The organism is Pseudodesulfovibrio indicus (assembly GCF_001563225.1).
In the GTDB taxonomy this organism is placed as follows: Bacteria; Desulfobacterota; Desulfovibrionia; order Desulfovibrionales; family Desulfovibrionaceae; genus Pseudodesulfovibrio; species Pseudodesulfovibrio indicus.
In genome coordinates this window covers 2271298-2283727 of the sequence record NZ_CP014206.1, presented here as the reverse complement: position 1 = coordinate 2283727, position 12430 = coordinate 2271298, and the positions used below count along the sequence as shown (strand labels likewise).

Annotated in this window: 13 protein-coding genes; 3 read left to right on the top strand and 10 right to left on the bottom strand. The window is 63.1% G+C overall.

Features of this window, described 5'->3' with window-relative positions:
• Nucleotides 1-16: 16 nt before the first annotated feature.
• The gene (aroL, locus tag AWY79_RS10095) at nt 17-532 is read right to left on the bottom strand and encodes a shikimate kinase AroL (RefSeq protein ID WP_066803161.1); all 516 of its coding nucleotides are present in this window, start codon (nt 530-532) and stop codon (nt 17-19) included.
• Nucleotides 533-673: 141 nt separating this feature from the next.
• On the opposite strand from aroL, the gene AWY79_RS10090 reads away from it, so the two are divergent.
• From AWY79_RS10090 to AWY79_RS10080, 3 genes are all read left to right on the top strand, one after another.
• Nucleotides 674-1687, top strand: coding sequence for a DUF933 domain-containing protein (locus AWY79_RS10090; protein ID WP_066803151.1), 1014 nt, complete (start codon nt 674-676; stop codon nt 1685-1687).
• A 184-nt stretch (nt 1688-1871) separates the two neighbouring features.
• Nucleotides 1872-2090, top strand: coding sequence for a 4Fe-4S domain-containing protein (locus AWY79_RS10085; protein WP_066803147.1), 219 nt, complete (start codon nt 1872-1874; stop codon nt 2088-2090).
• 218 nt (nt 2091-2308) lie between these two features.
• The gene (locus tag AWY79_RS10080) at nt 2309-3247 is read left to right on the top strand and encodes a hypothetical protein (RefSeq protein WP_066803144.1); all 939 of its coding nucleotides are present in this window, start codon (nt 2309-2311) and stop codon (nt 3245-3247) included.
• 52 nt (nt 3248-3299) lie between these two features.
• Here the strand turns inward: AWY79_RS10080 and AWY79_RS10075 are convergent, their stop codons facing one another.
• From AWY79_RS10075 to AWY79_RS10035, 9 genes are all read right to left on the bottom strand, one after another.
• Nucleotides 3300-3875 carry a type I restriction enzyme HsdR N-terminal domain-containing protein gene (locus AWY79_RS10075; RefSeq protein ID WP_066803141.1) on the bottom strand — a complete coding sequence of 192 codons (576 nt, stop codon included), beginning with the start codon at nt 3873-3875 and terminating at the stop codon, nt 3300-3302.
• 56 nt (nt 3876-3931) lie between these two features.
• The gene (locus AWY79_RS10070; RefSeq protein WP_066803139.1) at nt 3932-4729 is read right to left on the bottom strand and encodes an EFR1 family ferrodoxin; all 798 of its coding nucleotides are present in this window, start codon (nt 4727-4729) and stop codon (nt 3932-3934) included.
• 227 nt (nt 4730-4956) lie between these two features.
• Complete coding sequence (locus AWY79_RS10065; RefSeq protein WP_078063748.1) at nt 4957-6414, bottom strand: NADH-quinone oxidoreductase subunit N; 1458 nt, start codon at nt 6412-6414, stop codon at nt 4957-4959.
• Between the two features lie 12 nt (nt 6415-6426).
• Nucleotides 6427-7962, bottom strand: coding sequence for a complex I subunit 4 family protein (locus AWY79_RS10060; RefSeq protein WP_066803137.1), 1536 nt, complete (start codon nt 7960-7962; stop codon nt 6427-6429).
• A 23-nt stretch (nt 7963-7985) separates the two neighbouring features.
• Nucleotides 7986-9785, bottom strand: coding sequence for a Na(+)/H(+) antiporter subunit D (locus AWY79_RS10055; protein ID WP_066803134.1), 1800 nt, complete (start codon nt 9783-9785; stop codon nt 7986-7988).
• Nucleotides 9775-10035, bottom strand: coding sequence for a hypothetical protein (locus AWY79_RS10050; RefSeq protein WP_066803132.1), 261 nt, complete (start codon nt 10033-10035; stop codon nt 9775-9777). Before AWY79_RS10050 ends, AWY79_RS10055 begins: the two co-directional genes overlap by 11 nt.
• A 12-nt stretch (nt 10036-10047) precedes the next feature.
• Nucleotides 10048-11595, bottom strand: a complete 1548-nt coding sequence (locus tag AWY79_RS10045) for a monovalent cation/H+ antiporter subunit D family protein (RefSeq protein WP_066803130.1) — start codon at nt 11593-11595, stop codon at nt 10048-10050.
• A gap of 2 nt (nt 11596-11597) precedes the next feature.
• Nucleotides 11598-11906 carry an NADH-quinone oxidoreductase subunit NuoK gene (gene nuoK, locus AWY79_RS10040; RefSeq protein WP_066803128.1) on the bottom strand — a complete coding sequence of 103 codons (309 nt, stop codon included), beginning with the start codon at nt 11904-11906 and terminating at the stop codon, nt 11598-11600.
• Nucleotides 11906-12430 carry an NADH-quinone oxidoreductase subunit J family protein gene (locus tag AWY79_RS10035; RefSeq protein WP_066803125.1) on the bottom strand — a complete coding sequence of 175 codons (525 nt, stop codon included), beginning with the start codon at nt 12428-12430 and terminating at the stop codon, nt 11906-11908. The genes nuoK and AWY79_RS10035 overlap by 1 nt, the downstream gene beginning before the upstream one ends.

The following is a 12430-nucleotide window of genomic DNA, read 5'->3' as shown; positions in this document are numbered from 1 at the left end:
AAGGTGTCAAAAACGTTCAGGAATGGGAATTGACGGCCTGTAGCGCCAGCTCGGCGACGGTTCGCGGGTCCGGGCCGGAGACGATGTGGTCCGCGCAGCCCTCGTAGAGAGGGGCGCGCTGGGCCAGCACTTCGCGGACCTCGTCGGCCAGGGATTTGCCGGTCAGGGAGGGGCGCTGCGCCTCCAGCGGGTCGAGTTTCAGCCGCCGGGCCAGCTCCTCCGCGTCCGCCTTGAGATAGATGGTCACGCCGGTGGCCAGCACTTCGCGGTTCTCCGGGCGCAGGACGATGCCGCCGCCGCAGCCGATGACCCGGCCGCCCGGCCTGGCCTCCCGCGCAAGGGTCTCCGCCTCGCGGTCCCGGAAAGCGTCCCAGCCGTGGGCCGCCACGTAGGCCGCAATGTCCATGCCCACGCGCTCCACCAGGGCGTGGTCCGTGTCCACGAACTCCGTGCCGAGCAATGCGGCGAGCAGCTTCCCCACGCTGGTCTTGCCGCAGGCGCGGGGGCCGATAAGAAAAACATTCCTTCCCATGAAAGGGACAGTAAAGCAAAAACCTGCGGCATACAATGGCCCGCGTCCCCTCTCTCCTTTGCTTTCCCCCGAAATCCTGCTACCTTCCGCCAGACCCGAGAAGCCCCCTGCGCGGGGAAAACAGCCAAGGGAGTGCACCCCATGAAAACCGCCATCTTCGGATTCTCCGGCTCCGGCAAGACCGATCTCTTTGCGGCCCTGGCGGGCCCGGCCGCGGCCGCCGCGGGCAACCGCGCCATGGTCAAGGTCCCGGACGAACGGTTGGCCCCGCTCATCAAGCTCTTCTCCCCGAAGAAGGTCACCTACAGCGAGATCGAATACCTGGACATCCCCGGCGGGGGCGGCAAGGGCGCGGGGCTGGGCGAGCGCGTACTCAACGAGGTGCGCCCCTACGACTGTCTCATCGGCGTGCTCGACGGTTTCTCGGGCATGAACGACCCCAAGCAGCAATGGCAGGCCATCGAGGCCGACATGATGATCACCGACCTGGCGGTCATCGAAAAGCGGCTGGAGAAACTCGAAGCCGATGGCAAAAAGAACAAGGCGCTGGTCGATCCCAAGGAAGAGGCGGGACTCAGGCGGGCGCTGGCCCTGCTGGAAGAGGAAAAGCCCCTGCGCGCGGACGCCGAACTCAGCGCCCTGCCCGAACTCCGGGGGTTCAAGTTCCTGTCCGCCCGGCCCATCCTCTACGTCTGGAACTGCCCGGAAGGCGAGGAAGCCGACCAGCAACTCCCCGAGGACGCGGACGGCATGGCCCACATCGCCGTGTCCGCCAAGCTGGAACGCGAGCTGGCCGAGATCGACGATCCCGAGGAAAAGGAGCTGTTCCTGACCGACCTGGGGATCACCGAATCCGCGCTCGACAAGGTCATCGCCAAGACCTACCAGCTCCTCGGGCTGATCTCCTTCCTGACCGCAGGAGAGGACGAATGCCGCACCTGGCCCCTGCGCGTCGGCTCCACCGCGCCCCAGGCGGCGGGCGTGATCCACACCGATTTCGAGAAGGGATTCATCCGCGCCGAGGTCATCGGCTACGACGATTTCCTGCACTACGGCGACTTCAAGAAGGTCAAGGAAGCGGGCAAGGCGCGCCTCGAAGGCAAGGAGTACATCGTCCGCGACGGCGACATCATCGAGTTCCGGTTCAACGTGTAAATGAATGCCTCCGGCGGCCAGGGAACCTTTATCAAAAGGTTCCCCGGACCCTCCAAAACTTTCTCTGCGCCTTGGGCAAATGAGTCAGACCCCTTTTCTCGGGACTTCGCCCCTTTTCTTCACGGCTTGTCGAAATCCTTTTTTTTGACTTGCCACAGATGATATTAATTACTATTTTCTACTCATGAGCAATACCAAGACCTGTACCAAGCATCGTGAAGTGGCCATCGAGTTGGGCGACTGCCGCTCCTGCCAGGGGTGCATCGACCTCAACCCGGACGTGTTTCAATGGGACGAAGTCCTGGACATGCCCTATGTCTGCCGGGCCGAAGTCACCGAGGACGAGGTCCGAGACATCATGAATTCCTGTCCGGAAGGCTGCATCGTCTTCGTGGACTGCTGATCCCCTACCCTTCCCATAGCAAGAGAAAAAGCCGGGCCCATACCCGGCTTTTTCCTGTCCTTTTCATGTAAGCGGCTCCCCTTGCTTCGGCGGCATGGGCGGCAGCGGAACTTCCGAGTGGCAGCCGCGACCGAGGCGAACGGGGCGACGGCAAACGTTGGCCGGCATTCACCTCCCCGACTTGATAAAGTGAAATGAATCGCTGTATTGTCCTCTCCATGAAGAACAACGTCGACGTCCTCATCAATGTCTTTGGCAAGCCTCATCAGACGGCGCTCTCGCTGCTTTCACTGCTGCAACATTCCGGTCACCATGTGGGCTTGATCCACTTTCAGGAAGAACCGGCCACGGCGGAGTATGAAAGAAAAGGCCAGGAGAAGCTCATCCGCTTCCTCGGGGACAGGCTGGTTCACTTCATGCCCAAGTATTGGAACGGCATAGATCCCACGGACGAAGGCAGACTCAGGACGGACAGGGAGTACCTGCTGTCCATGCGGTACCAGCACGGCTGGGAGCGGTCCGAGGCGCGATACGCCCTGACCATCCATAACGACATCGAGGTCCACGGGGACGTCGTCGGCCACTTGCTGGAGGCCATCGGGGACCACTCGGGAGCCGGAGAGATCGGCCAGTGCTGGTGGTGTCCGGCGGGGCAGAACAACCTCTGCGACTCGACGCGCTATGCCGAGTTTACCCCGTCCTACCCGTACCTGATGAAAATCTACAACAAGAATTTCGACCCCGCCAAGAGAAGGGCCTATCACCTCGGCCTTTCGCAGCAGTTTCAAGACCGTCCCTGGCCCCTGCCCGAATGCCGCCTGAACGAATGGTGCGCACTGATAGACCTGGAAAAGGTCCGGCCCGACACCATGCCTTTCGGCCCGGGAACCCCGTTTGGGGCCCTGATACCGTCGGGAGCCCTGATCGGCGAAAACCGCGATCGCCCCGTCTGCCTGGACACGGGGGTTCAATGGTTCCGCGACATGAACCATCTCGGACACCGTTTTGTCCACCACGACATATACCGGGACATCGACCACGACCGGCTCGGCAACGTGGCCTTGGATTCCCCGGAAATGTACATCGAGAAAGAGATGACCGCCCTGCACAGGATAAAGGCCGAGTACCCCGATTTTTATCGATTTCTCATGTCGTGAGCCGGTATCGGGCTTTCCTCCGGGACAGTCCCGCCGACAAAGGGATGGGCGCCTATTTCTTCGGCGGGATGGGCGGCATGGGCGGCAGCGAGACCTCGCAGTGGTCGCCGCAGACAAAACCGCAATAGGCGTGGAAGACGCGGGTCTGCTTCTCGCGCTGCTCCTCGGTCAGGGGGGTGATCCGAGCGGCTTCGACCATCTCCATGAGCCGGTCGTATTCCGGGACGGCGTTCATGCCGCGCGCCAGTTCGTCGCCCGTGCGCACGTCGAGCAGGGTCGCGTCCATGGTGTCCGTGACCAGGGCGTAGGCAACGGGGCCGCCGTCCACCAGCCGGGCCGCGCACACGGTCTCGCGCTCGAAGGTGGCCACCTCCCCCGCGCAGAACATGACGATGAACTGCGGTCTGCCGTCCCCGTCATAGAGCACGAGGTCGATTATCCGCTCGTACTCCTCCCCCTCCACGCAGTATTTCAGCGGGACCTTGGCCTTGAGCCGGTCCTTGGGGTATCCCTTCTCCTCCACGAGAAGGCGCGCGAGGAGCTGACGGAACTCCTCGAAGGTGGTCTCGTCTATCTCTTCGCCGGTCAGGTAGTCGCGGAGCGTGCCGCCCAGGCTGGTCTCATGCATTGTGTTTCGTCCTTTTCCCTATGATACCGGTTCGATCCGTCTGGATCAAGCGCGGGTCAGAAGAACCAGACCGGCTCCTTGCGCTCCGCGCAGTTGGCGGCCAGCCGCCTGGCGATGTCCGTGGCGAATCCTTCCTTCATGGTCCGGGCGCGCTCGGGGCAGCCCTTGATGCACGCGCAGCACATGATGCATTTCGAACCGTCGGTCTCGGTGTACGCCCCGTCCACGATGGCCCCGACAGGACACAGCTCGGCGCAGGTCCCGCACTCGACGCAGACATCGCTGACGGCAATGAAATCCAATGGGCCGCGCGGCTTGAGCTCCTTGTACGGACGGTTGCCCGGGACCTCGATGATCCGGGCCGCCTGGGCGGAATCCAGACCGTTCAGCGTATCGAGCACCTTGCGCCCGAATTCCTGCCCCTTGGCCAGGTCCGCCGCATCAGGACGGGCCACGGCCACGGGATACTCGGTACTGGAAAAAGAGTGTTCGCCGATGAACGCGCCGCAGGCCACCACCGCCCCGCCCTGTTCGCGGACCGTGTCCGAAAGCTCAAGCAAGGCATCGTCGTACTCGCGGTTGCCGTAGACCACCACGCAGGCCACGGGCGCGCCGTTCAGGGACAGCCCCTTGAGCCAGCCTTCGAGCAGCACCGGCACCCTGCCGGAATAGACCGGCACGGCCAGCACGAGCAGGTCGTCCGCACCCAGGCGGACGGGATGGGCGCGCACGGGCTCGCGCGTGAGGTCGATGTGTTCCGCCTCCAGCCCGCACCCCTGGGCGATGGCCCCGGCCACGGAGGCGGAGGTTCCAGTGGGAGAAAAATAGGCCAATTTCAACGATCGAATATGCATGTCGAGATCCTGAGCTGTTGCTGAACGTTCCCCATGGCAGCCCCTCACCCGCCAAGGTATCGGCCACCATTCCTTCATAAACCGGGCTGTGCGCCCGGTCAAACCTTACCAGAGAAAAAAGACCCGCCTTCCGGTCTTTCTCGCCATCCTCCGGCGGCGGAACCGGACCAAAAGAAAGGGCGGAGACACTGCCTCCGCCCTTTGGATTGCCGGTGTTTCTCGTTCGCCTAGTGGTGGCCTCCGGCCATGGTGACCGTGATGCCGTAGAGGGTCTTGCCCGCGTTGATGGCGAAGTTGAACAGGGGGGCCGGGATCATGCCGATGATCAGCACGGCCGCGGCCAGCATGCCCGCGCCTGCGGAGGCGAACCAGCCGTTGTCCGGCGGAGCCGCCTGGGACGGCTCGGACTCTTCGGTGAAGGCGTGCCGGAACAGGGACAGGTAGTAGTAGATGGCGATGGCCGAGTTCACGACCAGGGTGATGACCAGCCAGTTGTATCCGTGATCCCAGGCCGAGGTGATCAGGAAGAACTTGCCCATGAAGCCCATGGTCGGCGGCAGGCCGACCAGCGCGAAGGCGCCGGCGGCCAGCGAGAACGCCAGGACCGGAGCCTTCTTGTACAGACCGTTCAGGTCGCTCAGCTTCAGGTTCCGGCCGTCGGACGCCACGCGGCAGACGATCCAGAACACGAGCAGGTTCATGACCAGGTAGGCCATGCCGTAGAAGGCGGCCGCGCCGATGCCCTCCGGAGTGCCGGAGACCAGGCCAACCATGATGTACCCGGCGTGCGCCACGGACGAGAAACCGAGCAGCCGTTTGAGGTCCGTCTGGACCAGGGCCGAGAGGTTTCCGAAGGTCATGGAGGCCGCGCCGAGCACCGCCAGGATGGTGGTGATCTCAAGGCCGGGCTTGAGCAGCACGGCCAACCGGCACAGGACCACGATGGCGCCCATCTTGGGCATGGTCGCCACAAAGGCGGCGGTCTCGTTGCTGGCGCCCTGGTAGACGTCCGGACACCAGAAGTGGAACGGGAACAGGGCCAGCTTGAAGAACATGCCGCCCAGGAAGAGCGACAGCCCGACAACGGCCATGGGCTGATCCGCGAAGGACCAGGACTTGTTCATGAGCTCGGCGATGTAGGTGGTGTGCTGGGTGGCCATGATGTAGGACAAGCCGTACAGGGCCAGGGCCGTGGCCACCGCGCCGAACATGATGTACTTGATGCCCGCTTCCGCCGCGCCCTTGTCCTTGGCGCGCAGGGGAATGACGGCATACATGGAGTAGGAGGCCAGTTCCAGGGCCAGGTAGATGGTGATCAGCTCCACTGCGGAGGAGAGCATCATCAGGCCGAGGGTGGAGAAGCCGAGCAGCATATAGTAGTCCGCCCGTTTCCCCTCCTCCAGGGTCGGCTGGCGCGAGGCGTTCAATACGGTGACGTAGAAGCCGAAGGCCAGGACGATCTTGAAGAACTGGGACATGAGGTCCACTTTGTAGACATCCCAGAACATGCTGCCGCTCAGGTGGAAGCCCGTGATGGCCACGAAGAACGCGGCGCAGGAACCAAAGGGCAGCCACCGCTCGACAGGCGGTTTCCACTCCTTCGTGCCCAGCGACTGGACCATCAGGGCCAGCACTATGCAGAAGAAGAACAGTTCCGGGACAAGCGCTGTGATATGGAAGTTCACGTCGGAAGCCCCCTATTGATTGTCAGCCACGATGCTGAGCACATGCGCGGCGGCGGTTTGCATCGGTTGCTCGGTCTCGACGGAAGCGACCTTGCGCTTGTCGAAGTCGTTGAGCAGCTTGTCGATGGACGGGTCGATGATCTTGAAGAACGGCGTGGGAGCCAGGCCGATCCAGAGCACGAACACCGCCGGGATGGTCAGGTAGATCCACTCGCGGGCGTTCAGGTCGCGCCAGGCCTTGGCCGTGCTGGGCTTGCCCCAGGCCAGCTTCAGGGACACGCGGAACATGTACGCCGCGCCCAGAAGCGCGCCGGGGACCAGGAACATGCCGATGTACGGGGAATCCTGAAATGCGCCGATGAAGACCAGTATCTCGCCCACAAAACCGTTGGTTCCGGGGAAGCCGAAGGACGCGAGCGCCATGAGGCCCCAGAAGAACATGAAGGCGGGCAGATACTTGCCGAGCCCCATATTCTTGGAGATCTCACGGCTGTGGCTGCGTTCGTAGACCGCGCCGATCATCATGAAGAGTGCGCCGGTGACGATGCCGTGGTTCAGCATCTGGAAGAGCGCACCCTCGACGCCGCGCTGGTTGAACAGGAAGATGCCCAGCGTGACGAAGCCCATGTGACCCACCGAGGAGTAGGCGACCAGTTTCTTGATGTCCGACTGTCCGAGCGCGATGGCCCCGCCGTAGAGGATGGACACGATGGAGATCGCGATCATCATCGGGGCGAAGTACTCGCTGGCGGCCGGGGTCAGCGGCAGGCAGAAGCGCAGGAAACCGTAGGTTCCCATCTTCAGCAGGACGGCCGCCAGGATGACGGAGCCGGCCGAAGGCGCCTGCACGTGGGCCGCGGGCAGCCAGGTGTGGAACGGGAACATGGGGACCTTGATGGCGAACGCCAGCGCCATGGCCAGGAAGGCCCAGAACTGGAAGCGGAAGCTGAAGTTCATCTGCATCAGGTCCGGGATGGAGAAGGTGCCGCCCGTGACCCGGAAGGCCACGATGGCCGCGAGCAACAGGGTGGACCCCGCCAGGGTGTACAGGAAGAACTTCAGCGACGCGTACTTGCGGTCGTCGCCGCCCCAGACCGCGATGAGCAGGTACATGGGGATGAGCATGGCTTCCCAGAACACGTAGAACAGGACCAGGTCCAGGGCGCAGAACACGCCCAGCACCGATGAGGTCATGAACAACAGGCAGAAGTGGAATTCCTTCTCCCGCTTGCCGATGTAGGTCCAGGAACACATGACGCACAGCGGCAGGACCGCGATGGTCAGAAGGACCATGAGTATGCTGATGCCGTCCACGCCGAGGTAGTACTGAAGGCCCCACTGGTGGACCCAGTCGATCTTCTCGACGAACTGGAAGTCAGCGTTGAGTTTGAAACCCATCAGCGGCACTGCAAGCAGACACTCGATGAGGGACACCGCCATGGTGTAATACCTCACCACCTGCGGAGCGCGCAGGAAGAAGAGTCCGCAGGCCGCGACGAGCGGGAATGCGATCAATATCGTGAGTACCGGATATCCGAAGTCCAAAATGAGCTCTCCTTAGATTGTCCGGCTTAGCCGAAGTACCATACGAGGGCGAAGATGCCCAAGCCGAGGACGGCGGCCAGCGCCAGGTAATCCTGCAGGTTGGCTGTCTGGGCCTTGGCCCCCAGCCTGCCGATGTTCCTGACGGTGTAGGCGCTGCCGTCCACCACTGTATCAATGCCCTTCTTGTCGAACCAAGAAGTGCCGTCACCCATGCCGAGGAGCGCGCGCAGGCCGACGGTCCGGTAGACCTCGGTCCAGACGTCGTCAACCTTGGAGACCGGCCAGCAGATGGCACGCATGGTGACGCGGCCGATCAGGCGGTAGAACCAGTCGAAGTCCAGGTTGAGCTTTGCGTGCGGCGTGATGATCTCGCGGGTCAGATAGAAGGCCAGGCCGGAGAAGCCGAGCAGCAGGCCTGCGTTGATGACCTTGTCGATGGTCCAGGGCACGAAGTGATGCCCTTCGATCTCCATGGGGAGATACTGGTAGAGCATGTGGGGGTAAACTCCCTGCGCGATGCACAAGAGGCCGCACAGCGCCATGCCCACGTACATGTTGACGGGCAGCGGCTTGACCTCGCCCGTGTATTCCTTCTTTCCGCCCCAGAACGCGAAGTACGGGAGCTTGATGCCGACCGAGATGAACGTACCGACCGCCGCGACCTCCATGCCGAGGGCCAGGATCGTGCGGTGGGCCTCGGCCGCGCCCGCGATGGTCATGGTTTTCGAGATGAAGCCGTTGAACAGCGGCATGCCGGAGATCGACAGGGCCGCGACCATGTACCAGACCATGACCCAGGGGAGCCGGTAGGCCAGGCCGCCCAGCTTGTCGAGCTTGGCGGTGCCGACCGAGTACAGGATCGCGCCGGTGCCCATGAAGAGCAGGCCCTTATAGAGGATGTGGGCGTAGGCGTGGGCCACGGCGCCGTTCAGCGTCATTGCCGTGCCGATGCCGATGCCCGCGACCATGTACCCCACCTGGGAGACGATGTGGTAGGACAGGATGCGCCGCGCGTTGTTCTCGATGCACGCGTACAGCACTCCGAAGACCGCCATGCAGGTGCCGGCCACGGCCAGGACCTCCCAGCCCGCGAAGCCGCGCGCCAGGACGTAGACCGCCGTCTTGGTGGTGAAGGCGCACATGTACACCGCGCCGCATACGGAGGCGCGGGGATAGGCGTCGGGCAGCCATGCGTGCAGGGGCACCACGGCGGCGTTGACGCAGAAGCCGATCAGGATCAGCCAGTCGTAGAGATGGGCCTCGGCGGGGTTGACGCCCACGAAGGCGAAGCTGCCGGTGGCCTTGTACTTGAGCAGCAGACCGGCCAGCAGGAACAGGCCGCCGACGGTGTGGTACAGGAAGTAGCGGAAGCCTGCGCCCACGGATTCCTTGGTCCGGGCCTGCCAGATGAGGAAGGTCGAGCCGATGGACATCAGCTCCCAGAACAGGAAGACCGTCAGCAGGTCGCCCGCGAACACGCAGCCGAACCCGCCGGCCACGTAGAGGGACCCGGCCACGTAGTGGCCCCGGTCCTCGACGTGCATGCCGTAGATGCAGCCGATGAAGGCGATGACCGCGAAGACCTGGCCGAAGACGATGGACAGTTTGTCCACCCGCCCGAGGACCAGGGTCTGGTCGAGGTATTCCAGCGCGCCGTACATGCCGGGCGTCACCGTGAAGATCGAATACAGAGCGATGAGCGGCGCGAGCAGGGCCAGGCCGCCTCGGAAGGCCTTGTTCTTCCACAGGGCGGCGGGCACGAAGGGCACCAGCAGCGCCAGCGCGAGGAAGGCCATGGAGGGGTGGTAGAACACGCTAGTCTCCATAGTAGTCCTCCTTGCGCGCAATGAACGGCTGGATCACCTTCTTCATGATGATGACCATGGCCAGTCCCACGATAAGCCCGAATCCGGCGAAGAACCCGGGATACTTGTCGAGCCCGAAGTGCGGGTGGTGCGTGACAAAAGGAACGTTGAGCAGCACGAGGACCGCAAGGGTGACGAAGAAGATGATCCTCCACGCCTTCCAGTTGTCTCTCCATTTGGCGAGAAGCTCGCCCAAACCTTTTTGACTCATTGACATATCCCCCTAGAACTTGCCGAGAACGTTGACGAAGTTCAGGAACGTCTGCGGATACAGACCCAAGAACACCGAGATGGCGGCCGTGATGCACAGCGGGACGACCATGGTCATGGACGGCTCGTTGTACTGACCGATGTTGGCCTCCGGCAGGGGCTTCTTGAAGAAGGCCCGGTAAGTGATGGGCACGAAGTAGCCCGCGTTGAGCGCCGTCGAGAGGAGCAGCGCGCAGAGCAGCGGCCACTGGTGCGCATCGAGCGTGCCGTTCACCAGGTACCATTTGGAGACGAAGCCGCAGACCGGCGGCATGCCGATCATCGACAGGGAGGCGATGGCGAACGCTCCGAAGGTGAGCGGCATGCGCCGTCCCAGGCCGTCCATGAGGCTGATCTTCTTCAGGTGGCAGGCGACGTAGATGGCGCCCGCGGCCATAAAGAGCGTGATCTTGGAGAAGGCGTGGTGGGCGATGTGCATCACGCCGCCCTGGACCGCCGAATCCACCAGCATGGTCACGCCGATGACGACATAGGAGAGCTGGGCCACCGTGGAGTAGGCCAGCCGCGCCTTGATGTCGTCCTTGGTCAACGCGATGAACGAGGCCACCGTCAGGGTGAAGGCCGCGATGTAGGCCGTCCCCATGCCGATGGACAGGTCTCCAAGCCAGGAGCCGGGCGAACCGACGTAGATCTGGCTCATGGTCAGGGCCGCCGCGGTCTTGGTCCCGAAGGCCGAGAGCACGATGCGGCTGACGCAGAAGACGCCGGCCTTGACGACCGCCACCGCGTGCAGCAGGGCCGAGACCGGGGTGGGCGCGACCATGGCCGACGGGAGCCAGTTGTGGAACGGCATGAGGGCCGCCTTGCCGATGCCGAAGATGAACAGCCAGTAGGTGAGAGCCACCAGTCTGGGATGCTCGGCGACGACCTGGGCGTTGAACATGCCGTGCTGGATGTCGGCGAGGTTGAAGTCGAGGTTGCCGACCAGCACGTAGGTCAGGACCATGGCGGGCAGGAGGAAGAGCTTGGAGGTACCCATCAAGTAGACGATGTACTTGCGGGCGCCGACCCGGGCTTCGTCGTCCTCGTGGTGGTAGACCAGCGGGTACGTGAACACGGTGATGACCTCGTAGAAGAGGTAGAGCGTGAACACGTTGGCCGACAGGGCCACGCCAACGGCGCCGAAGATGGCCACCGCGAAGCAGACGTAGTAGCGGGTCTGTGCATGCTCGTTCAGGCCGCGCATGTACCCGATGTTGTAGCTGGTCACGAAGAACCAGAGGAACGGGGCGATCAGGGCGAAGACCATGGACAGGCCGTCCGCCGCGAACGCTATGTTGATGCCCGGCATGATGGTGGTCACGTGATAATACAGGACCTGCCCGGAAAGAACTTTCGGGGCCATCCACACTACCGAGGTAAAGGTCAGAAACGCGCCGATGAAGCTGATTGCCTCGCGCCGGTTTTCATCGCCCCTGCAGAGGTAGATGAAGAGCGGCACAAGGAGAGTGATCACCACCGGCAGAAGAATCGGACTATATGTAGTTACACCTTCCATCATAGCTATTCCTTCAGGGTAGTGATGTCACTGGTTTTGGCGGACTTGAAGCGCCGGGCCACAACCACGACCATGGCGAGGACGAGCGTGGCTTCGGCGGCCGCGAGCCCCATGACGAACAGGGTGCCGAGCTGGCCGAGGACCGCGCTGAAGTCGGTCAGCTGCGCGGCCGCCACCATGGACAGCCCCGCGCCGTTGAGCATCAGCTCCACCGAGATCAGCATTCCGACGAGGCTCCTGCGCTGGGTCAGGCCGAAGAGACCCGCGCACAGCAGGATCAACGCGACGATTTGATAGAGGGTCAGTGCGCTCATTACTTGTCCCCTCCGGTTTTCTGGCCCCGCTTCTCCCAGACCAGCAGGACGGCGCCGGCCATGGCGACCATCAGCACGACCGAGATCAGCTCAAAGGGCAGGAAGTACGACCCGAGCAGCCCTTGGCCGAGCTGCTTGATCGGGACCTCGACGGGCATGGACACGGAATCGACCGGCTTGGTCATGACCAGCCAGCCGAGGATGGCCGCCGGGGCCATGGTGGCCGCCAGGCCGTAGACATACCGTTTCATGGGCGCGCGGCCCGATTCGTCGCCGCCCTTCTCCGCCCGGGTCAGCATGACCGCGAAGAAGACCAGGACGCTGACCGCGCCCACGTAGATGAGCAGCTGCATGAAGGCCATGAAGGGCGATGCCAGCAGCAGGTACATCCCGGCCACGCCGATGAGCGTGGTGATCAACCCGATCAAGGCGCGCACCAGGCTGCTGCTCGACACGGCGACCACGGAGCCGCCGAGGATCACGAGCGTGTATACGCCGAATGCAATTTTTGCCAAGACTTCCAT

Coding starts and splice junctions, on each gene's coding strand:
- AWY79_RS10080 (WP_066803144.1), top strand. CDS start 2,309: ATGAAGAACAACGTCGACGTCCTCATCAATGTCTTTGGCAAGCCTCAT.
- AWY79_RS10085 (WP_066803147.1), top strand. CDS start 1,872: ATGAGCAATACCAAGACCTGTACCAAGCATCGTGAAGTGGCCATCGAG.
- aroL (WP_066803161.1), bottom strand. CDS start 532: ATGGGAAGGAATGTTTTTCTTATCGGCCCCCGCGCCTGCGGCAAGACC.
- nuoK (WP_066803128.1), bottom strand. CDS start 11,906: ATGAGCGCACTGACCCTCTATCAAATCGTCGCGTTGATCCTGCTGTGC.
- AWY79_RS10075 (WP_066803141.1), bottom strand. CDS start 3,875: ATGCATGAGACCAGCCTGGGCGGCACGCTCCGCGACTACCTGACCGGC.
- AWY79_RS10055 (WP_066803134.1), bottom strand. CDS start 9,785: ATGGAGACTAGCGTGTTCTACCACCCCTCCATGGCCTTCCTCGCGCTG.
- AWY79_RS10035 (WP_066803125.1), bottom strand. CDS start 12,430: ATGGAAGTCTTGGCAAAAATTGCATTCGGCGTATACACGCTCGTGATC.
- AWY79_RS10045 (WP_066803130.1), bottom strand. CDS start 11,595: ATGATGGAAGGTGTAACTACATATAGTCCGATTCTTCTGCCGGTGGTG.
- AWY79_RS10070 (WP_066803139.1), bottom strand. CDS start 4,729: ATGCATATTCGATCGTTGAAATTGGCCTATTTTTCTCCCACTGGAACC.
- AWY79_RS10050 (WP_066803132.1), bottom strand. CDS start 10,035: ATGAGTCAAAAAGGTTTGGGCGAGCTTCTCGCCAAATGGAGAGACAAC.
- AWY79_RS10090 (WP_066803151.1), top strand. CDS start 674: ATGAAAACCGCCATCTTCGGATTCTCCGGCTCCGGCAAGACCGATCTC.